General features: G+C 66.7%; 23 protein-coding genes. 6 read left to right on the top strand and 17 right to left on the bottom strand.

Features of this window, described 5'->3' with window-relative positions:
* Window positions 1-23 precede the first annotated feature (23 nt).
* From LZC94_03750 to LZC94_03775, 6 genes are all read right to left on the bottom strand, one after another.
* A complete protein-coding gene (locus LZC94_03750; GenBank protein ID WXB16396.1) occupies window positions 24-911 on the bottom strand; it encodes a hypothetical protein in 888 nt (295 codons plus the stop codon).
* Window positions 908-1,408 carry a rhodanese-like domain-containing protein gene (locus LZC94_03755; protein WXB16397.1) on the bottom strand — a complete coding sequence of 167 codons (501 nt, stop codon included), beginning with the start codon at window positions 1,406-1,408 and terminating at the stop codon, window positions 908-910. Before LZC94_03755 ends, LZC94_03750 begins: the two co-directional genes overlap by 4 nt.
* Before the next feature lie 116 nt (window positions 1,409-1,524).
* Complete coding sequence (locus LZC94_03760; GenBank protein ID WXB16398.1) at window positions 1,525-2,700, bottom strand: serine/threonine protein kinase; 1,176 nt, start codon at window positions 2,698-2,700, stop codon at window positions 1,525-1,527.
* A 114-nt stretch (window positions 2,701-2,814) separates the two neighbouring features.
* Window positions 2,815-4,617: an alkaline phosphatase family protein gene (locus LZC94_03765; GenBank protein ID WXB16399.1), complete on the bottom strand. Its 1,803-nt coding sequence runs from the start codon at window positions 4,615-4,617 to the stop codon at window positions 2,815-2,817.
* Window positions 4,618-4,630: 13 nt separating this feature from the next.
* A complete protein-coding gene (locus LZC94_03770; GenBank protein WXB16400.1) occupies window positions 4,631-6,058 on the bottom strand; it encodes a S1 family peptidase in 1,428 nt (475 codons plus the stop codon).
* 211 nt (window positions 6,059-6,269) lie between these two features.
* Window positions 6,270-7,487: a hypothetical protein gene (locus tag LZC94_03775; protein ID WXB16401.1), complete on the bottom strand. Its 1,218-nt coding sequence runs from the start codon at window positions 7,485-7,487 to the stop codon at window positions 6,270-6,272.
* 137 nt (window positions 7,488-7,624) lie between these two features.
* On the opposite strand from LZC94_03775, the gene LZC94_03780 reads away from it, so the two are divergent.
* Window positions 7,625-8,587, top strand: coding sequence for an endonuclease/exonuclease/phosphatase family protein (locus LZC94_03780; GenBank protein WXB16402.1), 963 nt, complete (start codon window positions 7,625-7,627; stop codon window positions 8,585-8,587).
* 27 nt (window positions 8,588-8,614) lie between these two features.
* Here LZC94_03780 and LZC94_03785 read toward each other — a convergent pair whose 3' ends face one another.
* From LZC94_03785 to LZC94_03805, 5 genes are all read right to left on the bottom strand, one after another.
* Window positions 8,615-9,580 (bottom strand): hypothetical protein, encoded by a 966-nt coding sequence (locus LZC94_03785; GenBank protein ID WXB16403.1) that lies wholly within the window; start codon window positions 9,578-9,580, stop codon window positions 8,615-8,617.
* Between the two features lie 139 nt (window positions 9,581-9,719).
* Window positions 9,720-9,935, bottom strand: a complete 216-nt coding sequence (locus LZC94_03790; protein ID WXB16404.1) for a hypothetical protein — start codon at window positions 9,933-9,935, stop codon at window positions 9,720-9,722.
* On the bottom strand, window positions 9,932-10,540 hold the full coding sequence (locus LZC94_03795; protein ID WXB16405.1) for a M20/M25/M40 family metallo-hydrolase: 609 nt from the start codon (window positions 10,538-10,540) through the stop codon (window positions 9,932-9,934). The genes LZC94_03790 and LZC94_03795 overlap by 4 nt, the downstream gene beginning before the upstream one ends.
* A gap of 1 nt (window position 10,541) precedes the next feature.
* On the bottom strand, window positions 10,542-12,959 hold the full coding sequence (locus LZC94_03800; protein WXB16406.1) for a GH92 family glycosyl hydrolase: 2,418 nt from the start codon (window positions 12,957-12,959) through the stop codon (window positions 10,542-10,544).
* A 52-nt stretch (window positions 12,960-13,011) separates the two neighbouring features.
* A complete protein-coding gene (locus tag LZC94_03805) occupies window positions 13,012-13,806 on the bottom strand; it encodes a helix-turn-helix transcriptional regulator (GenBank protein ID WXB16407.1) in 795 nt (264 codons plus the stop codon).
* A gap of 108 nt (window positions 13,807-13,914) precedes the next feature.
* Here LZC94_03805 and LZC94_03810 point away from each other — a divergent pair, with 108 nt between their 5' ends.
* The gene (locus LZC94_03810) at window positions 13,915-14,943 is read left to right on the top strand and encodes an alpha/beta hydrolase (protein ID WXB16408.1); all 1,029 of its coding nucleotides are present in this window, start codon (window positions 13,915-13,917) and stop codon (window positions 14,941-14,943) included.
* On the opposite strand, the gene LZC94_03815 is transcribed toward LZC94_03810, so the two are convergent.
* Window positions 14,869-15,729 carry a PIG-L family deacetylase gene (locus LZC94_03815; protein ID WXB16409.1) on the bottom strand — a complete coding sequence of 287 codons (861 nt, stop codon included), beginning with the start codon at window positions 15,727-15,729 and terminating at the stop codon, window positions 14,869-14,871. The two genes, LZC94_03810 and LZC94_03815, sit on opposite strands and share 75 nt — an antisense overlap.
* Window positions 15,730-15,916: 187 nt before the next feature.
* On the opposite strand from LZC94_03815, the gene LZC94_03820 reads away from it, so the two are divergent.
* Genes LZC94_03820 through LZC94_03835 form a run of 4 tightly spaced genes read left to right on the top strand, consistent with a single transcriptional unit; the run spans window position 15,917 to window position 19,522 of the window.
* On the top strand, window positions 15,917-16,909 hold the full coding sequence (locus tag LZC94_03820) for a hypothetical protein (GenBank protein ID WXB16410.1): 993 nt from the start codon (window positions 15,917-15,919) through the stop codon (window positions 16,907-16,909).
* Complete coding sequence (locus LZC94_03825; protein WXB16411.1) at window positions 16,906-17,694, top strand: putative metal-binding motif-containing protein; 789 nt, start codon at window positions 16,906-16,908, stop codon at window positions 17,692-17,694. Before LZC94_03820 ends, LZC94_03825 begins: the two co-directional genes overlap by 4 nt.
* Before the next feature lie 26 nt (window positions 17,695-17,720).
* On the top strand, window positions 17,721-18,446 hold the full coding sequence (locus LZC94_03830; GenBank protein WXB16412.1) for a hypothetical protein: 726 nt from the start codon (window positions 17,721-17,723) through the stop codon (window positions 18,444-18,446).
* The gene (locus LZC94_03835; protein WXB20385.1) at window positions 18,446-19,522 is read left to right on the top strand and encodes a hypothetical protein; all 1,077 of its coding nucleotides are present in this window, start codon (window positions 18,446-18,448) and stop codon (window positions 19,520-19,522) included. Before LZC94_03830 ends, LZC94_03835 begins: the two co-directional genes overlap by 1 nt.
* On the opposite strand, the gene LZC94_03840 is transcribed toward LZC94_03835, so the two are convergent.
* The 5 genes from LZC94_03840 to LZC94_03860 form a co-directional block, all read right to left on the bottom strand.
* On the bottom strand, window positions 19,519-19,896 hold the full coding sequence (locus tag LZC94_03840; GenBank protein ID WXB16413.1) for a DUF962 domain-containing protein: 378 nt from the start codon (window positions 19,894-19,896) through the stop codon (window positions 19,519-19,521). The genes LZC94_03835 and LZC94_03840 overlap by 4 nt on opposite strands.
* Window positions 19,897-19,972: 76 nt before the next feature.
* Window positions 19,973-20,773: a phosphodiesterase gene (locus tag LZC94_03845; protein ID WXB16414.1), complete on the bottom strand. Its 801-nt coding sequence runs from the start codon at window positions 20,771-20,773 to the stop codon at window positions 19,973-19,975.
* Between the two features lie 384 nt (window positions 20,774-21,157).
* Window positions 21,158-21,859: a sel1 repeat family protein gene (locus LZC94_03850; protein ID WXB20341.1), complete on the bottom strand. Its 702-nt coding sequence runs from the start codon at window positions 21,857-21,859 to the stop codon at window positions 21,158-21,160.
* 34 nt (window positions 21,860-21,893) lie between these two features.
* Window positions 21,894-24,158 (bottom strand): 5'-nucleotidase C-terminal domain-containing protein, encoded by a 2,265-nt coding sequence (locus LZC94_03855; GenBank protein ID WXB16415.1) that lies wholly within the window; start codon window positions 24,156-24,158, stop codon window positions 21,894-21,896.
* 62 nt (window positions 24,159-24,220) lie between these two features.
* On the bottom strand, window positions 24,221-26,986 hold the full coding sequence (locus tag LZC94_03860; protein WXB16416.1) for a M1 family metallopeptidase: 2,766 nt from the start codon (window positions 26,984-26,986) through the stop codon (window positions 24,221-24,223).
* Window positions 26,987-26,989: the final 3 nt, after the last annotated feature.

Below are 26,989 nucleotides of genomic sequence, written 5' to 3' on the forward strand. Positions count from 1 at the left end.
CGACCGTGCATCGCGGCGCGAGTTTAGCGCATGCGTGCCAGAATGGCGCGGGCGAAGCGGGCGGCGGCCGCGCGATCGCCGTCCAAGTAGAGGCAGGGTTCGATGAGCTCCAGCTCCATCACGTGAAACCGCTCGCGGACGACGACGCCATCCACGCGCGCGTAGAGGCAGCGCTCGCCCAGCGATTCCATGGCGGCGCGCGCTCGCTCCAAGAGGTGCGCCGGGGGCTCGGTGCGCGTGTGCACGGCGCCGAATTGAGGCTGGGTGCGAAAGTCTTCGGGGTGCGTGCGTTTGATGAGCGCATGGGAAAACGTGCCGTCGAAGAAGACGAACGACCATTCGCCCGCGTCGACGATCTCGTCGATGAAGGGCTGTACGAGCACGTCGCACTCGGCCAACAGCCGTTGAAAGGCGTCCTCGTGGTGCGCCGTGCCTGGCGCGCTCGCCGCCTCGGCGATCGAGGTGCGGAAGGTTCGAAATGAGCCGGCGGATACCGCCGGTTTCACCACGGCGCGCGTCCACCCTCGGCGGCGGAGCACCTCTTCGAGCGAGGTGCGCTGGCCGCGCTCGAGGCGCTCGGTGGGGATGATGGCGATGTCGCGCGCGGCGAGCTCCAGCAGATAACGTTTGTCGAGGTTCCAGCGCACGGTGGGGACCGGATTCCAGACGCGGACCTCGGCCGCCTCCATCCGATTCAGCCAGTCGAGAAACTCTGGAAGCCGCTCGAAGTAGTCCCACGTCGAACGGAGCACGACGGCGTCGAAGTCGCTCCACACGACGTTCGGATCGCTCCAGACCGCGGCCACCACGGTGGCGTCCAGCTCCCCCAGCACCGCGGCCGCGACCGCATCGTCGTCGGCGATGGCCGGCCACTTCGCGCACGTCACGAACGCGATCCGCGCCCCGCTCATGGCCGTCGCTCGAAGCGGCCCGTGTTGCCCGCGTGGTGCCAGCGGGAATAGTCGTCGAAGCTCACGTCCTTCGGCAGCGCGCCCTCGACGGGATACCCTTCGCGCAGCCAAGCATCGAGGCCACCGATCATCTCTTTGACTTGGATGCCCAGACCGCTCAACCTCGCCGCGGCGCGGGTGGACCCGTTGCACGAGATGCTCCAGCAGTACACGACGACGAGCTTGCCCCTCAGGGCGGCGGCCGATGTCTCGGTGATCGAACGGCCGGGGAGGTTGAGCGAGCCCGGGATGTGCATGTCCTCGAACGCGGCGGCGCTGCGCACGTCGACGACGGCGAGGCCGGGGGTCTCACGCGTGACGTCGAGGTGGACGTCGGCCGGATCCGTTTCGAAGGCCAGCTTGCCGAGAAAATGACGGTGCGCCTCCTCGGCGGGCGCGGGGGGGATCTCGAAGAGAAAGGAAAAGCGCGGCTTCTTTTGGGCTTCCGTTTCGGACATGCGCCTTCTTTGCAGTCTCGGCGCCCCGTTCACCAGAACCAATTACGCCACCCGAGGTGGACCACTCGCGCAAACCCGGCACCGAGCCGCGTCCGGCCGATCCCGCGCCCCCGCTCCTATCGCGCCGCGCCCGCATCCAGCGCGCCATTTGGCGCGCGCATTTGCTCGGTCTCGCTCGCCACCTTATCGCGGTAGGCCAGAAACCCGACCACGCCAATCATCACGGCAACGCCAAGCACCAGCCCGGCGAGCAGGGCGGTTCGGGGCGACATGGATCGCGGCTCGTCGAGCTCGGCCAGCGCAGCGAGCGCTTCGGGGGTCGCCGGTTTGAGTGCATATTGCACGTTTTCGTCCGACGACGTGCTGGTCGCATGGACGCCGCACACGCGGTCGAGCGCCTGGGAGAGCTCGGCGGCGGTCTGAAACCGCCGCTGCGGATCGCGCGCACAGGCGCGCGCGAACCACCCATCGAACCCCGGTGGAACGTTGGGGTTGACCTCCGACGGCACGGGCATGGGCGCCGCGCACACCTTGAGCACGATATCGCCGAGCACATCGCCCTCGAAGGGGATGCGCGCCGTGAGCGCCGCGAAGGTGCTCGCGCCCAGCGACCACAAGTCGGTGAGGGCCCCGGGCGAGCCGCCCGAGGTGAGCTGCTCCGGGCTCATGAAGTTCGGTGTGCCGATGACCGCCCCTTCTTGCGTGGGTCCGCCCATGGGGAGCGGCGCGCGATCGCTGCGAATGGGCTCTTGGAAAATCTTGGCAATTCCGAAATCGACCAATTTGACGGTGTACGGATATTCGCCGTGGGCCGAGGCTTCGCCGTTCGTCGCCAAAAAAATATTGTCTGGCTTGAGATCGCGATGAACGATTCCGACGGCGTGTGCACGCTCCAGCGCGCGCGCCGCGTGCCGAATGATGTGCGCCGCCTCGCGCGGCGAGAGCGCGCCCTTGCGAATGATCAGCTCGGAGAGCGATTCTCCCTCGAGATACTCCATGACGATGTAGGGAAGCCCCTCCGCCGTCACTCCATAGTCGTAGATATGGACCGCGTTCTGGCTCTGGAGTTTCGCGGCCGCGCGCGCTTCGATCTCGAACCGACGCCGTGAATCCACGTGGGCGGCGTGCTCTTCGCGGATGAATTTGATCGCCACCCGGGTGCCGAGGGTGCGATGCGTGCCGAGCCACACGGTTCCCATCCCGCCGGAGCCGATGAAGCGTAAAACGACATATTTTCCGCCGACGAGCATCCCCTCGAAGCGGGGAATGTCGTTGGGAAGGTCTTGCGTCATGTCTCTCGCAGCAAACGAACGTCGTGATGAATCCTAAGCCCCAATCGTAGCCAAGGAGCGCCCGCTTCTCCAAGACGCATCGTGATCGCGGGCTGGCTATTTGCTCAGGGCTGTTTACGGCGCTTTTTCGGCCAAGGTCGGCGCGTTGCGAGCTGCAGGGGGCGCAGGCACGCCAAGCAGATCGGCCAAGGTGTGCGCGAAGGCACCGAACGGCACGGGTGCCGTCTGCACCGCCCCGGCCGGAACGCGCTTGGGCGCGCGCACCAGCAGCGGCACCGTGCGATCGTACAGGTTGGTGGTTCCATGGCTGGAGCCGAATCCCGGTGTGTACAGCGGATCGAAGAAGCTGCCCGGGCGGGTCGCGATGAAATAATCGCCGGCGTCGTCCGAGATGGAGTTGGCGATGAGCTCATCGTCCCCGCCCTTGCCCGCGGCCGCGATCCCTTCGGCTTTGCCGCGCACCGAGAGCACCCCGGGGTGCGCAAGCAGGGTCTTCCGAATCACCTCGGAGAGCTTGGCCGCGCGCGCCTTCTCGGCGGCCGCCGTGGATGCGATCAGCGCGCGCCCCTTGTCCGTGAGGACCACGTAAGGGTCGGCGACCCCCAGGATCCATCCGCCTTCGCCCAGCGCCTTTTGCGCGGCCGCGCCGAGCTCGCGCGCCAGATCGTCGGACAGGAGCCGCTCGCCGCCTTTGCACGGGCGCTCCCAAGGGTCGGGGCCGGCGCCCGCGCGGCACCATGGGCGCGCTTCGGCCTTGAGCTCCGGCAAAGGCGCGGTGCCATGGTCGGCGGCCAGGACCACCGCATAGCCGTCGGGGCCAAATCGCGTATCGAGCTCTTTGAAAAATTGCGCGAGGGCGCCGTCCAGCCTTCGCAGCTCGTCCCACGCCTCCCACGAGTCGGGGCCGAATACGTGGCCCACGTAGTCGGGTGTCGAAAACGAAACGGCCAATAGCGTATCGCGGCCTCGCGCGTTCTCGGCGTCGAGCGCGGTCAGCCCCAGGCGGATGAGCGCCTGGTCGGTCTGGGGCGAGAGGCGAATGCCCATGGCGGGCGGCTTCGCTTGCGAAGGATCGTGCGGAAAGACGGCGCCGAACCCCGGCGGGTTTCCCTCGCCGGGTTGCGCGTCGGGGGAGGCCGCGTGCGCGCGGATCCACTCCGCGTCGAGGGGCTCCCAGCGGCTGGCGCGGATGGCGCTCATGGCCTCGCGCGAGGTCCACTTTTTGGCCCACTCCGGGAACGTCTCCGCGAACGCGCTCGACGTGACCATGCGATCCGAGCCCGCGTCGTACCACAACGACGCGGTGGGGCGTCGCCCGCCGCCAAAGATGGCGCCGCGATCCTTGAGCGAGACGCTCACGATGAGCGCATCGGGTCTCGCCGCGCGAAACGCGTCGGCCACCGTGTCGACCTTGAGGCGGGCGCTGGATGACGAGGGCGACTTGCCCGGCCCGTCCCCCGCGACGATGCGTGAGCTCGCATCGGTGAGGATGCTGATGCGCGCGCCGGAAGCATCGGCCGTCTCGTTGGAGAAAATGCCCGATTCACGCGGGGTCGCGCCGGTGTAGAGCGCCGAGTGCCCGGGCGCCGTGTCGGTGACCGCGTGCGCATAACGAAGCTGTTTGACCCATGTGCCCTCGCGCCGGAGGCGCGCAAAGCCTCCGCTCTCGGGCAAGAGCGGCAAGCGCTCGCTCGCGATCCACGCCGCGAATTGATCGACCACGATGCTCACCACCACGCGCCGCGCGCTCGCCGGCGCGGACGGTGTCGCCCCGGCGTCGTTTGGCGTGGCGGCCCGCACTTCGGTATCGGCGGGCGGCCGATTCGCTGCACCGCCGCCGCATCCGCAGGTAAAGGCGAGCGCCGCCGGTGTCAGAAACTGCGCGAGGGTGAAGGTCCAACGTGAAGGGCGGCCCATCTTTGCGTGCGAATCATCGCACGCGGCGTCGTCTTCGAAGTAACAATCCCGCGGCGGCCAGCGCGGCGAGGGCGCCCGTTCGCGACGAAAAAGGTGGCAATGTGGGAGACGTCGTGCATCCGCGCGTCACGGAGATGCGACCCAGCGGTGCGAACCCGCTGCTGACTTGGCCGCTGGTGGTGTCCGCCCACTCGGCGTTTTCGTCGTCGCAGCTGGTGGCGCAGGAGCGCTCGCGGCACGCGGCCAAGGCGACGCGCTTGGTGTTGGCGGCGCACGCCTCCCCCTGATCTTGCTTCTGGAGGCAGTCGTAACACGTTCCATCGGCCGCGCAGTCCGCGAGCTCCGCGCAGCAGGCGGACTCGGTGCACGTTCCGCAGCCGTTCCCGGCGGCCGGCGCCACCCCGCACTTGGGGGTGCCCGCGCAGTGCGAGGAGCCTTGGCACACGCCGGTGCAAGCGGTGCGGCACGCGCACTGCTGCACGGCGTTGAAGGGGCCGACCCCCAGCGGATATTTCTGCTGGCACGCGGCGCGGCAAAGGTCGTCGGCGCAGTTGGTCACGCAGCGCGCGAAGTTGCCGCAGCTCGCGTCGGCCAGGCACGACTGCTCCATCCTTCGGCAGACCCCGCTGCCGGACGAGGCGGCCAGATCGCAAAGCTCGCACGACGCCGGCGGCGAGGCCTCGGCCAGCGCGCTCTCGACCCAGTCATGCGCGGGCGCGGCCGAGATGCGCCCGCTCACCCCGTTGCCATCGCAATTGCCGGTCACGTACGAGTGAACCCCCGCGATGTACTCGGTTCCATCCACGACCGTCAGGGCGGGTCCGCCGCTGTCGCCGTTGCAAATGCCGCCGCTCGCGATGGGGTAGGTGAGCTTGGTGGCATCGGCATCGGACAAGGCTCGGTCGATCTTCTGGCGCGTGGTGTTGTCGCTCGAGGCCGGCGGCGCCGCCGTTCGGCCGAAGCCGACCAAGGTCACCACCGAGTCGGGGCCGAGCTTGTCTTGCTCGGGCGAAAGGATCGGCATGGTTGGCGTGGACTCGTCGGCGCCCGCGAAGCGCAGGAACGCGAAGTCGTACGACGAGGTGATCCCCCCGTCGTAGAGCGGGTGCTTCTGCCAATCGACGACCTTGTAGCGGAGCGTGGCGCGCGCGCGAAAGTCGTCCCCCACGTAAACGTATTTTGGGGTGAGCGCCACGCAGTGCCCCGCCGTGAGCACCAGGCCGATCTTCCTCACGGGGTCGACCTGCACGATGGTCCCCGTGCAGAGGAGGGCCTTTTTTCCCTCCTCGCTGTAGATGCTGACCACGGCGTCGCGCGTGGTGTCCCTCACACCGTTGATGATGGGCGAGGCCGTCTGCCCGGCCCCCGGCTCGAGCTCGGTGCGCGCGTCATCCCTCTCGGACGACGAGCAAGCTGCCGCACCCATGACCAGGGTGGCCATAGCCAGGGTGGTGAACAGCGGACTTAACGTTAGCCAACGCCCCCGCACGATGAAATCCTAAGTGGCTGAGGCCATACTGCAATGGCCGGGTCCGTAAGAAAATGCACATTCACGATTTGGCCCATCGAATTGCGACCCTCCTACGATGCACGGACCCGCTATCCCGCTTCGCCCTGCTCGCTCCCACACCGTCCAAACAGCGGGCTCGGGCTCAAAAATATTGATTGAGCCCCGTTTGCAGCAGCCACGTCGATTCCGGCTCATGCAACCACGCGGAATCCACCCGAAGCACGAGGCTCGTCAGGAACGTGGGTATCAAACGGGCACCAACGCCCGTGCTGAGCGCATAGGTCCAACCGCCCGGGTGACCCCGCTCATCCATGCTGCGAAAGGTTGCGCCATCCGCAAAGAGGACGCCTTGCAGGGCCCAGCGCTCCGCAAACCGCCACGCCTGGCGTAGCTCGACATTGGCCACGCCTTGCACCGTGTTGCGGTAGTACGCATCCTCCAGCCCGCGCACGCCGGCCACGCTCCCTACGAGCGCGCTCCAATTGGGATTGCCCGACGTAAAGACGTCGCCCACCCCTTGAAACATGATGACCGTGGTGTCCGAGAGCGCGATCCCTTGCAGATAACGAAGCCGCATTTTGTGCCGCGCTTGCGCGGGGCCGATCAGCGCGCCCGGGTACGCGGTCAAGGTGATCCGATAGCCGCTCGCGGCCAGATCGCGAAACGTGAACTTGTCCCACGCGGCCTCCAGCCATTGGCCGATATACACACCGTCGGAGGGCGCCGCCGGGCCTTCGATATCGAAATAGCTCTCGTGGTAAACGGAGACGCCAATCTGGAATCGGAGCGACGATCCATATCCGAACGGGAGATTGAACCCGCCGTAGCCTCCGGCGCGGCGCCGCATCCACCCGGTGTCCGATTGATCGAAGCGGAGGCTGGACGTGAAATAATTGGCGCCGATGAACGGCGACATCCGATGCGGATCGTAGGCGTGCTCGAAGTACCAGAGCTCCACGTTGGGGGCGCGCTCGGAGTAACTGCCATATCCACCCAAATCGGCGGCGCGCCCGAAGGTATTGTATTGGTCGGCGCCGAGCATGAGGTACGTGTCGGCCAGGGTGCGGCCGGTCGAAAAATCGATGGACGGGGTGAGCGTGAACTTCTTGCGAACGCGAACGGCGAGCACGCCATTCGCGAGATCGACGGAGACGTGATCGAAGATGCCCAGGTTGTTCAAGCGCCTTTGGTACTCGGCGAGCTCCTCGTCGGTGTAGTCCGCGGGGGCGCGGCGGGGCAGCAAGTCGAGGAGCACGTCGCTGGAAACGCCCTCGCCACCTTGCAGCTCCACGCGCACGACATGCCGCAAGGGCGCGGCGGCCGCCGGCGAGGTACCGGTGAGGAGAGCCGCCAACAGCAAGGAAAACGCGCGTCGCGGGGGGGCTTGGGCCGGCTCCATGTGTCGGGCGTGAAACTTTAAAAGTCGGTTCGCAGGTTGTCGTTGAAGCTGCTTCGAGAATGGTTCACGGTTTCGGCATGCTAACGGACCGAACAAGGGTGGTGCGCACGAAAATGGTGGAAAAATACATAGGCGCCATCCTCGGGCTGATGCTGCTGGGCGGCGCCCTCGGCTGTGCGGCCGATCGCGCCGCGACCTGCGGGGACGAGGGGTGCGGTCCGGCCGATCGCGCCTTCCCGAGCGGGGAGGAAGCGCCGCTCGAGACCCGCGCGGCGGCCACGCGGATCCGCATCATGGCGGCGAACCTCACCAGCGGGAACGCCCAGTCGTACACGCCGGGCGAGGGGATCCGCATCCTCGAAGGGCTCAAGCCCGATGTCGCGATGCTTCAGGAGTTCAACTACGGCTCCAACTCGGCGGCGGACCTCCGAAGCTTCGTCGATACGGCCTTCGGCACCTCGTTCACGTACTTTCGCGAGGGCGGCGGCAAGCAGATCCCCAATGGCATCGTGAGCCGCTACCCCATTCGCGCCTCGGGCACGTGGGAAGATCCGCAGTCGAGCAACCGTGAATTCGCGTGGGCGCGGCTCGATATTCCGGGGACCCCGGATCTGTGGGCCATCAGCGTTCACCTCTTGACGTCGAGCGCGGCGACGCGGGCCACCGAAGCCTCGGCGCTGGTGTCGTTCATCAATCAGAACGTTCCGTCCAGCGACTACGTGGCCCTCGCCGGCGACTTCAACACGAGCAGCCGTACGGAGGAGTGCATCACCAAGCTGGGCGCGGTGTTCGTGACGGCGGGCCCGTATCCGCAGGATGCTTCGGGCAACGGCAACACCAACGCGAACCGGAACAAGCCGTACGACTGGGTGCTGGCCAACGGCAAATTGAACGCGCTCGGGACCCCCGTTCAAGTGGGCAGCGCGTCGTTCGGCGGCGGGTTGGTGTTCGACTCGCGCGTCTTTACGCCGCTCGCGGCCGTCTCGCCCGTGCAAGCGGGGGATAGCGCCGCCGTCAACATGCAGCATATGGGCGTGGTGCGCGACTTTCGACTTCCGTAACGGAGCTTCGGGGCCAATCGAGGATGGTCAGGGGCCCGCGTCGCGGTCTTTGCAGCCGGCGCCGGTGCCGGTGGGGCGGAGGTTGGTGAAGCCTCCGCTGGTGGCGTCGAGGTGGCACGACATGCAGATGTACGGGGCGGCCGCGGTCACCGTGCCGCCGCCGTTGGTCGCGAAGGAGCTGCGATCGGTGAGCTGCCCGTCGGCGGTGTAGACGGCGAAGTCGAGCTGTCCGTCGTCGCGCAGCTTGGTGAAGATCACCTCGGTCTCGCGGATGCCGCCGTCGCCGACCAACGTCTCCGAAACGAAGACGCCCTTGTCGGAGTTTTTGTAAATGCGGCGCGGGCCATTTTTCGGCTTGGCGCACGCCATCGTTTCGACGCGCCAGGTGCGGTAGTCGCCATAGCGCTCCCGCAGCTGGTCGAGGGAGGCGGGCAGCGGGCGGCTGCAGGCGTAATGATAATAGAGTCCGCGCCGCAAAAAGGGGACGCTGAGCCCTCCGTCGCGACCGCGCGCCGCCGCCGCCAAGAACGCGCGCCCCATGTTCTCGTTCTCGGTCGCCTGCGCGCGGTCGTGCGAAAGAACCGAAGGCTCGCTCGCCGGCTCCTGGAACATGTAGTGCACGACCCCGCGAATCAACTTGGACTGCCCGCTGTAGTCGACGGGATCGGGGACCCCTGCCGCGTCGGTCGCCTCGAGCTCCTGCGCGTAGCCCGGTTCGGCCTCCGTGAGATTGGGCGGCAGCGCGGGCCCCGGGAGCTCCGTTCCACATGCGATGGGCGGCTTCCATGCGGCGGCGTCCTGCTCGGGCCGCGCGTCGCGCGCGCCTGCATCGGAAATGGGGGCCGGATCGGGGCCGCCCGCGTCGGAGTCCGGTGGCGTGGGGGAATGGGTCAGGGTGCTCTCTCCGCTGCATGCGATGAACGCGGACAGGGCAAAGGGGATCGCCGAGAGTGCGCCGGCCCACGAGGCTGCGCGAGGGGAGAAGCGTCGCATGGGGTCCTTGGGACAAAGTGAAAACGATTTTCACTTGCATCACTTCCCCGGTGCGCGTCAAGGCAAAAGCGCGCAGGCGGCGCGGGTCGTTTCTGCGCCACGAGGCGCGCTCGCGCCGCGGCGAGGCACAATCCTTCCTTCACAAGTCCTTGTCGGCCAGCCCCAAGAGCTCACGCAACGCGCGCGCGCGGCTCTCCAGCGAGTCCAGATGCACGAACTCCTCGCTGGTGTGCATCTTTCCACCCCGGGCGCCCAAGCCATCGAGGACGATCGCATTCGGGGCGCTGAAGTAGTTCAGATCCGCGGCGCCATTGGATTTATCGGCCCGCACCTCCGCATGCTCGATGGCCTTCACGATTTGCAAATAACGCTCGATCCATTTCCGTGAGGAGCCAGGGCCGGCTCGAACCCGAGGACCATCGCACTATCGCGCGCGAACCGGCGAAAGTCGTCCAAGAACCCCGCCGATCCCGTCTCTTCGCTGGGGGAGGAGACGAAGCGAATGGATAAGCGCGGCTTGGTCTTCGCGAGGAACCTCTCCAAGCCGAGGAGCGCCACGACGGTTCCACCCTTGGCGTCGATGACACCGGGGCCGCGCGCCACCTTGGAGTCGCCGGAGATTTCGAACTTCCCGGGGCTCTCGAAGACCGTATCCGCGTGGGTGACCAATGTCACGAAGCGCGCATCCGTCCCCCGCAGGGTCGCGACGAGGAGCTTGCCCGAGGCTCGCTCGCCCCGAGGATTGGCGATCCATTGAATCGTGAAGCCAAGCTTTCTCAAGTCGTTCGCGACCCGCTCCTGAACCGCATCGACCCCCGCGATGTTCGCGGTCCCCGACGGAATTCGAACCAAGTCCTCGAGCCGCGCGACCGCCGGCGGCATCGACCACGCGGGCTGACAGGCAACGAGCGCCACCGAGGCGAGCAGCAGGCCGCTGAGCCCGAGCTGGTGATTCGTCATTTCAGCGACTCATCGAATAAGGAGCGCTCGCCGGCGCGATGGCCCACTCGCGATTGGGGTGCGGCCCCATGACGAAGTGCAGGGTTCCACCCTTCATGATGTCCTCGTGCCGCAAATACGATTTATCGTACTTCTGATCGTTCAAGGTGACCGACTGCACATAGATGTTCGTGTCGGAGACGTTGTCGGCCAGCACCGTGAAGGTCTTGCCGCCGGCCAGGTTCAGGGTGGCGCGCGGGAAGGTCGGCGTGCCGATCACGTACTCGAGGGTGCCGGGGCACACGGGGTAGAACCCGAGCGCGCTGAAAATGTACCAGGCCGACATTTGGCCGCAGTCTTCGTTGCCGCTGATCCCCTCCGGCGTATCGTCGAAGAGCGTGGTCATGATTTGATGGATGCGCTCCTGCGTGCGCCAGGGCTGACCCGCGTAGGAATAGAGGTACGCAATGTGCTGGCTCGGCTCGTTGCCGTGGGCATATTGGCCGATCAGGCCGGAGATGTCCTCCACCTGCTTGAACTTCTCGTCGCTGACCTTCATGGTGAAGAGCTGGTCGAGCCGCTCCAAAAAGCGTTCGCGGCCGCCCATCAGCTCGATGAGCCCCTGCACGTCGTGGGGGACGAAGAACGAATATTGGAGCGCGTTCCCCTCCGTGTAGTCGCTGCCGTATTGGGCATAGACCGGATCGAAGGGCTCGCGGAAGCGCCCGTCGCTCTTCTTGGCGCGCATGAAGCCGGTGGACGTATCGAAGACATGGCGGAAATATGCCGCGCGTTTCCCGAACTCCTGCCCGTCCTCCGTGCGCCCCAGGCCCTTGGCCATGGCCGCGATGGTCCAATCGTCGTACGCGTACTCCAACGTCTTGGAGGCGCCCTCTTTCTCGCGATCGATGGGCACATAGCCGTACTTCATGTAGTCGCCCAGGCCCCCGTAGGCGGCGTAGCTGGCGCTGCTCTTCATGGCCTCGAACGCCGCCTGCGGATCGAAGCTTCGAATGCCCTTCAAATACGCGTCGGCGATGACGGGGACGGCGTGATAGCCGATCATGCACCATGTCTCGTTCGACCCGAAGGACCATATCGGGAGGATGTGGTGCACGCTCTGCTCGCGGTGGGCGAGCATCGAGCGGATCATGTCGCCGTCGCGCTCGGGCTGCAGGATGGTGAACAACGGGTGCAGCGCGCGGAACGTGTCCCATAACGAAAAGATATGATAATTCGTGAATCCATCCACTTTATGAATGGATTGATCGAGGCCGCGGTAACGGCCGTCCACGTCCATGTAGGTCACGGGGGCGAGCATGGTGTGGTAGAGCGAGGTGTAGAAGATGTTCTTCTTCTTCTCCTCGCCGTCGACGTCCACCTTGGCGAGCTCGCGGGACCAGCTCTCGCGCGCGGCGCGGCGGACGGCGTCGAAGTTCCAATCGGGGATCTCGGCGCGCAAATTCGCGAGCGCCCCGTCGATTCCGACGGAGGAGATGGCGACCTTGAGCTGGATGGTCTCCCCCGCCGCCGTGTCGAAGTCGAAATAGGCTTTGAGCTTCTTGCCCGAGGCCTCCGGATAATTCTGCAAAAGCTTTCCGGATTTGCCGAATCCTTTGTACTCCTCGTCGGCCCCGCTTTCGATGCCATAGCCCTTGAACGGCTTGGAGAACTCGATGGCGAAATAGAGCCCGCGGTTCTTCGCCCAGCCGCGCGTCTGCCGGAATCCGGTGACCACGGTGGGGCTCTCCACGCGCAGCTGCGAGAGGAGGACCTTCCCGTCGTAATTGTAAATGCTGCTCACCAGATCCAGAACGATGTGCGACTGCTCGCTCTGGGGGAACGTGTAGCGGTGCATGCCGACCCGGTTGGTGGCCGTGAGCTCGACCTTGACTTGCGGGTCTTTGAGCAGCACCGCGTAGTAGCCGGGGCTCGCGCTCTCGTCCTCGTGCGAGAAGCGGGAGCGGTATCCGCTGTCGGGATCGTCGGGGGTTCCCGGCTCGAGCTGCAGAGGGCCCACGGTGGGCATGAGCAGCACGTCGCCCAGATCGGAGTGGCCGGTTCCGCTGAAGTGCGTATGGGAGAAGCCCAAGATGGTTTTATCGCTGTAACGGTATCCGGCCGCCCAGCGGAAGCTCTCTTTGAAATAGCGAACGTCGGTCTCGGGGCTCAATTGCACCATGCCGAAGGGCACGGTGGCGCCCGGGTACGTGTGCCCCTCGCCGCCGGTGCCGATGAACGGTTTGACGAAGGAATCGAGACCCCGCCCCTCGCGCATCTCGGGGTGCTCGCCCGGGGCCGCGGGGGCTTTGGGCGAGCCTTGCGCCGTGGTCTCGCCGGGCGCTGCGCCGTTCTTTCGGGCGTGGAGCTGCACGTAGAGAAAGGCGCCGCCCACGAGGAGGGCTCCGGAGATGATCCAAAATCGAGGGTTCTTCGGCATCGGCAGGGCGCCACGATAGCAGCGGAGCGGCCTCGGGCGCGCGTTCCTCGTGCTATGCGCGCGCGAGGCGGATGCAGGCCTCCTTCGTCGGGTCGTCGAACGGGAAGTAGCTCTCGATGACGATCTCATCGAGGAGCACGTTTTGAGGGGCGTTGAAGATGGTGACGGTGGTGAGGAAGGCCAGCTCCAGGTCCTGGTAGCGAACGCGGAAGATCAAGGTCGGCTCGCTGGAGGTGGAGAGATCGGGCTGCCGCCACTCCTTGGGTACCTCGGGCAGCGCGAGGAGCGATTGCAGCAACGTGGCCAGGCCCGCGTCGTTGGGGCGGTTCAAGAGCTCGCGGTGGAGGCGGGAGAGGAGCTCGCGCGCGACGCGCTCCCAGTCCACCACCAGGTCGCGGACGGCCGGGTCGAACAAGAGGCGCATCATGTTTACGCTCGTGGGGAGCTGCTTCATGACGTGCAGGAACATGCGCGCCGCGCTTTGGTTCGTGTGGAGCACGTCGTAGTGGCGGTTGAGGACGATCAGCGGATACGGCTCCTGCTGCGCGCACATGCGCTCGAGGGCGTGGGCGAGCGGGGGAGGGAGGCCGCCGTCGAAGGCCGGCTCGTCGAAGGCGTGCTCGAACCCGGCGGCGCGAAGCATGGCGTTGCGGTCGCGCAGTGAGAGGTCGAAGGTCTCGCCCAGACGAAGGACCATCTCGCGGCTCGGCTGCGCGCGTCCCGTTTCGAGGAAGCTGATGTGGCGCGCGGAGACGTTGGCCGCGAGGGCCAGATCGAGCTGGCTCCAGCCGTGGCGGGATCGCCAATGTCGGAGCACCGCGGAAAAGAGGCCCGCTTCGGATCGCATGATCCCTACGGTAGCGTGCCCGCGAAGCGCGGTCGCTTACCTCGGTGGGTAATTGCTCGCGGGACGCGGCAGGGGCACCTTCGAGCCAACGTTTGCACGAGGTGAAATATGACGAGCGATCCCAGCGAGGTCCGCGCGGCGCTGCGGCGGGAGCCTCACGACTTCATCGATATCGGGCATAGCCGAATCGCCCATTGGCGCTTCGGGCGCGGGCCGGATCTGGTCTTCGTCCACGGATGGCCCTTGCACGCGGGCACCTATCGCGACGTGGCGGCGGCGCTCGCGCGCTCGTACACGTGCCATCTGTTCGATCTGCCGGGTATCGGGCGCTCGCAGTCGGAGCCCGACGCGCCCGTGGGCTTGGTGGAATACGGCGAGGCCGTGCGCGCGGTGGTCGATGCGCTCGGGCTCGAGCGCTTTGCGTACGTGTCCCACGACAGCGGCGGCGTGGCGGCGCGCCTCGCGGCCGCGGGCGATCCGCGGGTGACGGGGCTCGTGCTCGGCAACACGGAGATCCCGGGGCATCGCTCGTGGCTGGTCGAGGCGTATGCCATGTCCGCCAACTTGCCCGGGGCCGCGGCCGTCTTTCAGGCGCTCTTGGGCGCGCGCCTCTTCCGGCGCTCGGCGCTCGGGTTCGGGGGCTGCTTCACCGATGCGCGCCGCAGCTTGGAGGGGGAGTTCACGGAGCTCTTCATCGCGCCCATGCTCGGGTCGAGCGAGGTGATGGCCGCGCAGCTGCGCCTGGCGCAGCGGCTCGACTTCAGCGTGATCGATCGGCTCGGCGAGGTGCATGCGCGCATCGACGCGCCGGCCTTGCTCGTGTGGGGGACGGACGATCCGTTCTTTCCGCTGGCGAAGGCCAAGCGCACCTTGGGGCAGTTCGCGGGCGGCGCGGAGCTCCGCGAGATCCGCGGGGCGAAGCTGTTCTGCCACGAGGATCACGCGGAGGAGTTCGTGTCTTATGCCGAGCCGTTTCTTGCGCGCTGCTTCGATTCGAGCCGGGCTAGGCTGCGCGAGCCGCACGGCTCTCATGAGTCGGACGTCTCACGCGCGTCGGACGGCTCACACGAGGCCAAGCTCCGCGATCGCGCGGCGGGCGAGCTCGCGCCAGCGGGCGCCCGTCCAGTCGAAGGGTAAGCTCTCGTAGTGGAGCGGGCCCGCATGCGGCGGGCGGGAGAAGTCGTAGCGCGGGGCGCATCGGAGGGGCTCGGCGTCGGTGCCGAAAGGGCGGAGGATCTCGACTTGCGTCGTAAAGGCGTCGAGCATGCGGCGCTTGCGGGCGCGGGCGCCGTCGTCGAGCTCTCCGCCTCGCGCCTCCGTGCAGCGCACGGGGGGTGCGGGCCCGCGCAAGGGCGCGTCCGTGCGGAAGGTGGCCGTGATGAGCGAACCTTCACGCGTGTGGTACGAGCTCATCTCCGCCAGGGTGGGGGCCGCCTTTTGCGCGGCGAGCAAGGCGGCGGCGCCGTGCACGGCGAGGGCGGTCGCATCGTGGTCCGGGTGGCCGCCCTCGTACGGATGCGTGATGACCACATTCGCGCCCAGCGTCGTGATCTGCTCGGCGAGGGCGCGGGCGATGGCGGGCATCGCCAGGGAAGCTTCTTGATCCGCGATGCCCATTGACGGCAAGAGGACCCCATCGGGCTCCACCCCGCCCGCGCGTAGCGCGTTCTCGAGCTCGACCCGGCGAATGGCCGAGGCCTCCTCCCGCGAGCGGTGCTGCAAGGCGAAGCGCAGCTTCGGATCGTGCGGCGCTCCATCGGTGACATGGAGCACATGGGCGCGCCAGCCGGCCGCGATCAGGCTGCCGAGGGTGGCGCCCAGGCCGATGGTCTCGTCGTCGGGATGCGCTGCGACCAGCAAGATACGGCCCGGGCGCTCTGCGTGGAGCGCGGCCATCGCACAGGGGTGGGGGACGGAATTCATACGTCCGACCAGTGTAGCTCAATGTCGGTCCGATGGCTTGGATCGACGGATCGAAGCTTCTTCGATGGACGAAGCGTTGGAGTATGCGTGTTGCTTGTGCGATCAAATGCTTATTGCAATTAAATTGCATGTAAATTAGCGATGCAATTTGCGGAACAGGTCCGCGAGTCTCGAAGGAGCTTTCGTAATGAATCTGCTGAGAGTCGTAGGTGCGGTCGGCCCCTTTGCCCTGGTGGCCCTGGCGAGCTGCTCGTCGGGGTCGGGCGGGGCCGGTCTGGAAGGGACGGCATCGAAACGGCAAGCGCTCGACGACGACGCGGGGCAGTGCGTCGTGGACGACGGGGTCGTCGAGCATTCGTGCCATCACGCGAGCGATGGCCCGTTCGCCAGCACGACGGCCCAGGTCTATCCGGGCAACGTTTTCAACGACGTCAATGCCCCGCACACGTCCCACACGGTGACCTTGCCGGGTACCGCGGGGCAGTACCACGGTGCGGTCCTTTATCAGCCGGCGGTGAGCGGTAAATTCGGCTTCTTCACGGCGCCGAACGTCCCCGTCGCCATCTTCGACTCCGCGGGCAACGCGGTGGCGAAGGACAACGAGGCCGACGTCCCCGCGACGGCGTGCGCGCTTCTCAATCATGTCACCGTCTTCTCGTTGCTCGAGACGGAGACGTACCGGCTCGTCTTCGGTCCCGCGGTCGATGCCTCGGTGCGCGTGATCGTCGAGTCGTTGGGCGCGGGAGGGTGCCACTCGTGCGAGGGCGCCGATCTCGAGGCGTCGGTGACCCACTCACCCTACTCGCGCACCGACGGCAAGAGCCAGCTGGAGCACCCGATCCCGTTCGACGTGCCGTCCGAGATCCCGGTGATCTCGGGCAACGCCGGCAACCACTGGGCGCGGCTCTCGTTCGCCAAAGCGGGCGCCAGGGCGGTTCGCTGCTATTACCGCGGCGGCGCGGACGTGTGCTTCCCGAGCACGCCGGAGCAAATCGAGAAGGGGAAGCGCTACGTCTTCGAATATTGCGACAACGGTCTCTCGGCCGGGGCCCGCGCCGAGGCCGATCGCTTCGAGCTGCGCGTCACCAAGAGCGGCGATCGCACGGCGAAGACCACGGCGGATCTCGAGATCGAGGACGCGACCTGCCACGGTCACGGCCACGAAGGAGCGGCAAAGTGACGCGCGCGCGGGCGCTCGGGGGCATGGTGTTCGCGTTCGGTGCGTTCGTCGTCGGCGTGGCGGGGTGCAGCGCCGCGGGCGATCCCGCGCCGGGTGACGGCTTGCGCGCCGAGATCTCCGGGGAGCCGGGGGTCGGCGCGCAGACCTTGCCCCAGGGATGCACGGCCCTGGGGGACGGGATCAACGACCACTCGTGCCAGCACGGCGCGCTGGGACCCTTCGCCAACGTGACGGCTTCGGCCAGCCCGACCTTCCCGGGGGCGACCCCGAAGTTCGACGCCGTTCACACCTATTATACGGTGACCTTCGAGGACGCCAGCGCGCCCTGCGTGGGCACGGCCAAGTTCACGCCGTCCACCACCGACGATTACGCCATCTATGTCAGGCCCGGCGCGACGATCACCGTGAAGGACAAAACGGGGCAGACCGTGTCCTCGCAGCTCGACGGAGCGCTCTCGTGCGCGTACCTGACGAACTACGGCGTGTTCGCGCTGTCCACCTCGGGGGCGCCGTACACGATCACCTTGGAGTCGGCACAGGCCAGCTCGGTCAATGTGCTCCTCGAGGAGATCTCTCCGCAGAGGCGCCGCTGGTACAAGGACCAAGACGGCGACACGTTCGGCGCGCCCACGCCGTCGGTGCTCACCGCGTGCGTGCCGCCCGCCGGGTACACGGTGAACCGCGGCGGCGACTGCAACGACGGCAACGCCGCCATCAACCCCGCCGCCACCGAGACACCCGGCGATGGGATCGACAGCAATTGCAACGGTAGCGACGACACCTGAATCGGTGACCTGAGGAGCCAAGAACCATGAAACGCGCGCCCCTTCTGATCTTCGCGGCACCTATCGCGCTCGCCTCGCTCGCCGCATTGGCCGCGCTCGCGGTCTTCGGCGTAGGACGCGGGAGTACGCATGCGTCTGCGCACACCACGCTCGCCGATTCGGCCCACCCTTCGAGCCCGTCCGCAGCAGGGGAAGAAGGCGAAGCGGCGGTGCACGAGGCGGAAGGGGCGCGCGGCTCCGAGCCACCCGCGCAGGCGGAGGCCCCGAACGTGGCCGACGACGAATCGGCGGGCGAGCTCCGCGCGCTCGAACGGGAGCCCGAGCCTGCGAAGAGCAAGCTGGAGGTGGCGCGCGAGCTGCGTTTGCCCGTCATCCAAGCCATCCGCGGCGATTTTGCGTCGCCCGAGGCCCGCCACGACGCGATGCTCGATGCGCTGCGGCGCTCCGGCGAGAGCCGCGAGCCCTGGACGTCGGTGGCGCGCGACGTCTACGGCAAATGGAACGAGGCGCTGCCCGCCGATCCCGCGCGCCGGGTCGATTGGCGCAGCGTGCAATGCTACCGCGCGGGGTGCGAAGTGCGGATGTCCTTCGCCGACCGCAAAAGCTACGAGTCCGCGGCCGCCGCGTTTCGCTCGATTCGCGAGGACGCGGCGCCGCACGGCGGAAGGGTGCAAACGCCGCCGGTCGTGGAGGCCGACGGCACCGTGTCCGCCGCCTGGATCCTCCTTCGCCCCGACTCGACGGAGTCCTGATGAACCGACGATTCTCCATCTTCGCCGCGACGCTGCTGACCGCTTTCGCCCTATCGAATCCGGCGTTCGCCGACGAGGCGCCCGCCAATTGCCAGACGGTCGGCCCCTCGGCCACGGCGCATACGTGCCTGCACGGCGCCCATGGGCCCTTCGCCAAGGTGGCGGCGAACGTCTATCCCGGCGCCACCTTCGCGGAGGTGAGCACGCCGCACACGTATTACACCATCGATTTACCGGGCAACCCCGGCAGCAATACGGGCGCCGTTCTCTACCAGCCGCCGGCCACTGGCCCGTTCGCCGTATATACGAACGAAAAATACCCGCTTCGTATTTTGGATTCGGCCGACAACGAGCTCCCGCTGCGCTTCGAGCACGCGGTGAGCAGCTGCTCGGTCCCCGATTCGCTCACCTGGGTGCGCGTATATACCCGTTTGGACGAGAACGAGACGTACCGGCTCGTGATCGGGCCATACGCCAAAAGGTCCGTGGCCGCGGCGGTGGAGTATCTGCCGTCGTTCTCCGATAAGCTCTACGTCGATGCCGATGGCGACGGCCTTGGCGTCGAAACGTCGGTGCTCGCCTCGTGGTGCGGCTCCGCGCCGGGTTATTCGACGCGATTCGGCGACTGCCGCGACGACGATCCCACCGTGGGCCTCTGCCCGCCCGACGGCGGCACCGGCGCACCCGACGCTTCGGCACCCGACGCCTCCGCGCCCGGCGACGCCGGAGCGCCTACGGACGCATCGTCGCCGGATGGATCGTCACGGGATGCATCGTCGCCAGACGCATCGTCGCCGGACGCATCGACCCCCGGCGACGCCGCGATGCCCGACTCATCGCCGCCGCGCGACTCGGGCTCCACCAACCCCAAACCCGACGCGGCGGGCCCCGATCCCGATCCCCGCGCCGGCGCTTCATCGTCCTCCGACGGAGGCTGCAGCATCGGCCCCGATTCGGGGCTCGACGCGAGCTCCTGGGGCGGCGCGCTCGCGCTGTTCGTCGGATGCGCCGCCATGCTTCGCGCCCCCCGCCGCCGATCGCCGCGCCGCCTCCCACCTCGCTCCCGCCCCGACTAGGCCGCCGCGGCGACCTCGTCGCGTTTGTATGCAGAATACACGTGTTCCAGACGCGCCGCCTCGTCCGCCATTTTTCCGCGCAAGGCGAGGCCGAGCATCTTGACATCGCCCCGCAACGACCAGAGCGGATACGTGAAGGTCGCGGGGCGATTCTTCTCGATGAAAAAGTGCGCCACCCACGCCGGCCCGTAGCCGACGATCGGCGTCGCCACCAGCCACAGCGGATTCAAGGTAAGCGCCGCGGCGGCGATCGTGCCGATGGCCATGCTGGTCCCCGCATAGTGAAGCGCGCGACAGAGCGGATCGCGGTGCTCTCCGACGTAATAAGGCCAGAAGTCCTCGAACGATTGAAACCGCGCTGCGTCCGTCGCCATGGGTCACCTCTCCGGTAAGGGCGCCATTATGGCCCTGCCCACGGGCGAGCGCCACGCCGGCGCGGGAACGCGCCGATCACACCTCGACGAGGACGTGCGGCGCTCCGAAGTCGCGCATGTAGCTGGAGTGGGTGATCAGCCCGAGCCCTTCCCGAAAGACGTGAAGGAGGCACACCGGCGGCTCGTCGACGAGCGCGAGGCGGCCCGGCTCGCGGAGATCGAGCTCCAGCTGGTGCGAGGTGCTCGGGCACGTCATGGCCACCGTGCCGGCGACCCTGCGAACGATGGGACGGTGCAGGTGCCCGCAGAGAACGCGTTCGACCTGAGGGTGCCGCGCCACCACCTCGGTAAAGCCCTCGATGCCCTCGAGCCCCATGGTGTCGATGTAGGAAATGCCGCTGCGGAACGGGGGATGGTGCTGCATCACCACGGTCGCGCGCTGCGGCTCCTCACCGAGACGCGCATCGAGCCACGCGAGCCGCTCGGCGCAGAGCAAACCGCCGGGGGCGCCCGGCACATGGGTGTCGAGCGCGATCAGCCGCAGCTCCCCCAGATCGACCGTGTACTGAAGGAAGCCCTCCGCCGGGAGATACCCGCGCCCCCCAAAGGCGGCGCGCAGGTTCTCGCGATGGTCGTGGTTGCCCGGCACCACGTAGAACGGCATCGTGAGCTCGGCCAGCAGCGCGACGAGGCGCGCGTACTCCTCGGTGCTCCCTTCGTCCACCAAGTCGCCTGTACAGAGCACCACGTCGGGCCGTGGAGCGAGGCGGTTGATGTGCTCCACCGCGCGGCGCAGATGTTCCGAGGTGCGATATTCCGTATCAATCGACGAACCGAGTTTGCCGACGTGAAAATCGCTGATCTGCGCGAGGAGCATCCCTCCACGATATCACGGCCGGACGAAGCTGCCGTGAAAGCCGAGTGGGCGCGGGGTCGAAAAGGGATGCGCGCGAGCGGTTCGCGGGAGCGCACCTGCACGACCAAGCGGAGGAATTTTCACGCGATCCCGCCGCAAGAAGCGCCGTCGCCCTGGATGGCGCGCCGCGGGGCCGATGACGAGTGCCGACTCGAATTGGACATCGCGCCGCGCCATGGTTGTTGGGCCACGCCGGAGCGTACACGCGTCGAAATGCGTGCGTCGCGTGCCAATCGGGCCGCGCCACGCACGCGTGCGATCGCGAAGGAGCCGGCCGGGGCGGCGGGGCGTGCTTCGCCTCGCGCAGGGTTGGCGGTGATCCCGGCGCTCGTCGAGACGGGACGCCTACGGCAGATCGGGCGCGTGCTGCAGCGCGTGCTCGGCTTCCATGGTGTAGCGGCGGGATTCGGCTTCGTCGGGCGAGAGTCCGAGCTCGCCGCGTTGGTAGGCCATGGCGAGGGCTTGGAGCGCGGCCGGGTGATCCAGCTCGGCGGCGCGCTGGTACAGGTCGAGGGCCTTCTTCGGGTCGGCCGCGACGCCTTCGCCGTTGCGGTATGCGTTGGCGAGGAGGAGCATGGCGTGCGCCGATCCGGCGTCTGCGGCTTTTTCGAACCAGCGGATGGCCTCTTCGGGATCCCGCTTCGTGCCCTCGCCGCTCTTGCTCATGACCCCCATGTAGTACGCGGCGTTGGCGTTTCCGGTCTCCGCGGCGCGCGCGAACCAGTCGTGCGCGCGGGCGGGGTCCTTCGGGAGGGTCGGCACGCCCTGGAGGTACGCCTTTCCGAGCGTGAGCTCGGCGATGACATTGCCATCGTTCGCCGCCTTGGTCAGCGTTTCGATGGCCTCGTGCACCTCGCGCGCCTCGGTGCGCGTTTGAAGGTACACGAACGAGGGCAGCGGGGGCGCCTGCGGCTCCTCGCGTGCGCTCGATGGGCGCGGCTGCTCCTCATTCTCGTGGGACTCGCGGGACTCCTGCGGCGCTTCCTCCGCGGTTTGCGCTCCGAAGTCCGAGGTCCAGATCGCTGCCGCTCCCGCCGCCATCGCCACGAGCGACAAGGCGGCGAGGAGCGCAATGCTTGTTTTAGGGGTTATTGAGATCCACGCCATATAGCGAGAGGCCCTTACCCGAGCCATCATCCTCCGCAAGAACCGTAACATTGTTGATCCCAGCGGCCTGTGCAAGGGCGATTTTGCCACGCGCGGAGTGCAGAAGCACCTTCCCTGCCGTTACCACCTTGGTGAATTTCCAGCTGCGCGCCGAGCCATTGGCCACGCGGGTGAGGTTCTTCTTTTTCTTGATGTATTCGATCAGCACATCGCGGTTCGTGTCTGGTGACGCGAAGATGGTCTTCGAGCCGTCCAGACCCGGGAAGTTACCACCGCCGGTGGCGCGGTAGTTGTTGGTGGCCACGATGTACTCCTTCGCGGGATCGACCGGTGTTCCCTTGTAGGTGAGGTTCTTGATGCGGCCCTTTTTCGGCTCCTGGGTTACGTCGATCTCGTACGCGACGTCCGGCGAGGAGAACGCGTCGAAGTTGTAGCCGGGCTGCGAGTTGTTGATCAGCTCCTGATCGGCCGTGCTCGTGAGGCTGATGGTCTTGAAGCGGGTGGCGGCGACCTCGAGCCAGTCTTGAATGGTCTTGCCGGTGACCTTCACCGCGTACACCGTGTTGGGGTACAGGTACAGATCGGCCGCGTTGTTGATGGCCAGCTTGCCCGAGTGCACGTCGGTGTAATCGTTGCCGCCTTGGAAGCCGCTCTTGAACGGTGCGCTCACCGAGAGCACGGGCAAGGACGCGTATTGCGGCAGGTTCGCCTTGACGTAATCCGACACGTACTCGGTCTGCGCTTCATTGACGACCTGGATGGCCGTCACATCGCCGACCTCTGCGAAGTACGTGGACATATCGAAGTCCGAATCGCCAATGGGCGTCTTGACGTACGTGATGGTCGCCTGGTGCTCGCTTTCGACCGATGTCGCGATGCTCGAATCCGCATCGATGAACACCTTGGTCTTGTCGGCCACCCCGGTGCACGCGGTCGCGAACGCGCACACGGCGCCCGTGCGCCACTTGCCGTCTGCGTCGCACGCGACCGCCTTGCCGCCCATGCACGTGGTGGCAATCGGGCGCGCCTCGACCACGGCCTCGGCCTTGGTCGCGCTCCAGTGCTTGCCGTCGAACGCGAGCGGCAGCCGGATGACGCCCAGGTGCTGGCCCCAGAAGTTCGCCATGACCGAGGGCACGCCATGGACCAGGCCCTTGTCCTTGTCCACGTTCGGCACGTTGAAGCCGGGGGTGGTCGAGGCCTTGTCGGGGAAGACCTGGTGCGAGTGGCCCATGAGCATCGCGTCGATGCCAGGCACCTGCGCCAAGTAGTACGCCTGGCTCTCGAGATCGGCCGAGTACGGGACGGGGGTCGGCGCGGGCGGCGTCTTCGATGTGTCGGTGTACGCGCTGATGCCGCCGTGGATGATCGCCACCACGATGTCCGCGCCCTTGGAGCGAAGGTCCTGCACGATGGGCGGCGCGACTTCCTGCACGCCCTTCGTGTAGACTTTGCCTTCGAGCCAGCGCTTGTCCCAATTGAGGATGTGCGGTGGCGTGAAGGCGAGGAAGCCCACCTTGAGCTTCGTCTGCACGGGCTTTCCATCCGGATCGGTGGCCGTGATGGTCTTCTCGACGATGGCGCTCGGCGGGAAAATCGGCTGGTTCGTCTTGGTGCTGAACACGTTGGAGAGCACCACCGGAAACGCGGGGCCCGCGCACGAGGCGTTGCCCGAGGTAGTGACCCCCTCTACGTCGAACGGCGTATGCGTGACCTGCGAGAGGTAGCCGAGGCCGTAGTTGAACTCGTGGTTTCCAACGCCGCCGACGTCGAAGGCGAGGTTGTTCATCGCCTTGTGTTGGGCGAGGGGCTGATTGCACGGAATGGGGGTGACGACGGCCTGGTGGTCGGCGAGGACCGTCCCTTGAATGGTGTCGCCGTTGTCGACCAGGATCGAGTCGGGGAACTCTTTGCGCGCCTGCTTGATGAGCGTCGCGGTGCGCTCGAGGCCGATGCTCTTGTCCTCGGCCAGCTTGAAATAATCGTAGCTCCGCACGTTCGTGTGCAAGTCCGTCGTCTCGAGCACGGCGAAGGTGGCCTTCGAGCCCGGCTTGATGGCCGATCCGCCGTCGACTGGGGGACCCGCATCGACGGGGGCGGGGCGGCCCGCATCGACGGGGGCGGGGGAGCCTCCATCGAAGGGATTGGCGACCAACGTGGAGTCGTCGGAGCAACCGACGGACTGGAGCACAATGGCACTGGAAAGAACGGCCAGAATAGAAACCCAACGCAAACGCATGTGACGACCTCTTTGGTCGCACAGTTATCAGCTTATTGTGACGAGGTGATGAATTTGGCGTCCTATCGGATGGTTTTTAGAAACGCCTCGATGGGCTTCTCGTTTCGTTCGCGTTGGGCGATGCAAAGCACTTGTCTTTCCAGTGCGTTGGCCAGGATTTGAGGCCCGCCCTCGATGGTCTTCGCGCGATCGGTGAAGAAGCGGACGGCCTCGTCGTGGTGCTCCTTGTCGCAGTAGGTTGCGGCGGCCCGCAACAGGAGATTGCCATCGCGGCGACCGGTGCGCGTCGCGATGGTGTCGAAGTTTTTCGTAAGGAACTCGTAGGCTTGATCGCGGCTCTCGCGCTCGGCCAGGGCGGCGGTCACGATGCCTTGTCCGTCGCGCATCTCGATTTCGTTCGATAGGAGAAGATCGAACGTCTCTTTCATGAGCGCGGAATCCCTGAAATTCCCGAGCGCCGTAAAGATCATGGCCCGCTCGCTCCGGTCATGGCTGGCCCGCGCGGCCTGGCGAAGGCGGTTCCAGAGATCGCGGTCTTTGCTCTTGGCGGCCAAGATCAGCGCCGTCTCCAGCACATCGGGCTCCAGCGCTTTGCGGTCCGAGAGCCATTTGACGACCAGCTCGTAGGCCTTTTTACGCACCGCAGGATCCTCGCCGAGGTCCCCGACCATGCGGAGCACGTTTGCGCGCAAAACCCGGGTGTCATTGTCCTCGCCCGGCTTCGATGTCCAGCCAAGGGCCTTGGCCTTCTCGCCATACAAGGAGCGAATGTATTTTGCATACGAGGGCACGAGCTCGGGCCGCAAAACATCCTTTCGAGCTTGCTCGACGATTTCGAAGGTCGTTTCAATCAGGTGCCGATCGGCGCCTTTGAGCATGGCTGGAACGAAGGCGAGGGCCTCGGCGATGCCAAGGGTGCCATTGTGCGTCAGCGCGGCTGCGTCGGAGACCAGGGCAATCTTTTCCAAGGGGTCCAGATTGGGCCATGCCGTTTTGAGCAGCTTGGAGAGCGCGGCCGCATTGACGTTCGAGCGGTAATAGCCCGCGCCCCCTTCGTTTGGCAGCACCCAATCGGGGCAGCTCGGCTCCGCGTCCAGGGTGATGGCGCTGCGGGAGGTGCGCAAAAGGGTGCACTCGCGCGTTACTCCTTTTTTGGTCCCGTATTTGACGCAGACGGGGATCTGCCAGCTTTGATCGGGGCTCGCCTCGGATCCGGTGGGGATGAACCTCTGCTGGGCGACCAGGAGCTGCGGTGCCGCGTCTTTGGTGCAGATGGGGTCGGCGGCGACGAGGGGAACGCCGGGTTGGTCGATGAACGTTTTGAAGGCCGGACCGATGTCTTGCCCCGTCTCGGCCTGGAGCGCCGCGAGGAAGTCGTCCGTGGTGGCGTTCTTCCACGCGTGCTCCTTCATGTAGCGGCGAACGGCGCTTTGGAACTTCTCCGGTCCGAGGAAGTTCTCGAACATGCGGATGACTTGCGCGCCCTTGAGGTACGTGATGTCGGCGCTGAAGGTGTTGGCGATGTCGTGGTCCGAGGTGATGGGCACCCGAATGGGCTGGGCGGTGGCCAGAGCATCGGTCCCCATGGCGCGCCCGCGCAGCCGGAGGCGGCCCTGGTCCGTGTTCCACGAGGGATCGATGGCGCGGGTGACCTTGACGTCGATCCAGGTGGTGAAGGCTTCGTTGAGCCAGAGATCGTCCCACCACGTCATGGTGACGTAGTCGCCGAACCAGTAGTGCCCCAGCTCGTGCCCGCCGATGTGCGCGTAGAACTGCTTGCGCGCCGGCGTCTCTTCATCGGGGCGAATCAAGGTGATGGGCTGCCCCAAGGCCACCAGGCCCGGGTGCTCCATGGTGCCCGCATAGCGCGGCACCACCGCCACATCGAGCTTGCCGTACGGATACGGCATGCCGAAATAATCTTCGAGGACGCCGACCAGCTTGGTGGTGACCTCCGTCGCGTAGCGCGTTTCCCCGCCGCGGCCTTTGGGCACCACGAAGCGTAGCGGCGTTCCATGATGGCCCGCGGTGCCCGCGTCGAGCACATCGAAGGGGCCCACGACCAAGGCGACCAGGTAGCTCGGGAGCGGCTTGCTCTCCTCGAAGACCACCGTCTTCATGCCGTTCGGGCCCGGCGTCTCCGATTCGACCTTGGCGTTGGCGAGCGCCACGTGCTCCTTCTTGACGTGCAGCGCGATCTTCCACGGCACCTTGTACGCGGGCTCGTCGAAGCAGGGGAACGCGCGGCGCGCGTCGATGGGCTCGAAGACGCTGTAGAGGTACCAATCGTCGTTCCCGCGCCCCTCGCTCACACGATAAAGGCCCGCTTGGCGATCTTTGTCGACGTGTCCCTCGTACGCGACGTCGAGCCGCGCGGCGCCGGGGCCGATGGGGCGATCGAACGCGAACCCCACGAAGTCGTCGCCGCCGGGGAGGACGCGCGCCGCCGACTTTTTACCGCCGAAGGTGACGTGGGCCTCGCGGATCCGCAAGGCGCGCGCGTTCAGCCAGATGACGGTGGTCGGCTGCTGGACGGTGAGATCGATCCCAACCGCCCCGGCGAAGTCGTCCTTCGAGGGATCGAGCGTGAGATCGAGATCGTAGCGCACCGGCCGGGCGTTCTCGGGCAGGCGCAAGGTGGGCTGCGGGGGGGCGATGGCCTTGGCCTGCGTCTCTTGAACGGGGGCCGGTGGCTTCTGCCCGCCGCATGCGCCCACGCCGCACGCGGCGAGCGCGGAGAACGCCAGGAGCGCAAAGGAAGCACGAGGAGCACGAAGAGCGCGAGGAGCGGCTCCGCGCCCGATGGTCCGAAGAGGTCGAGGGGTCATGGG

It is taken from the genome of Sorangiineae bacterium MSr11954 (genome assembly GCA_037157815.1).
GTDB classification, from domain to species: domain Bacteria; phylum Myxococcota_A; class Polyangia; order Polyangiales; family Polyangiaceae; genus Pendulispora; species Pendulispora albinea.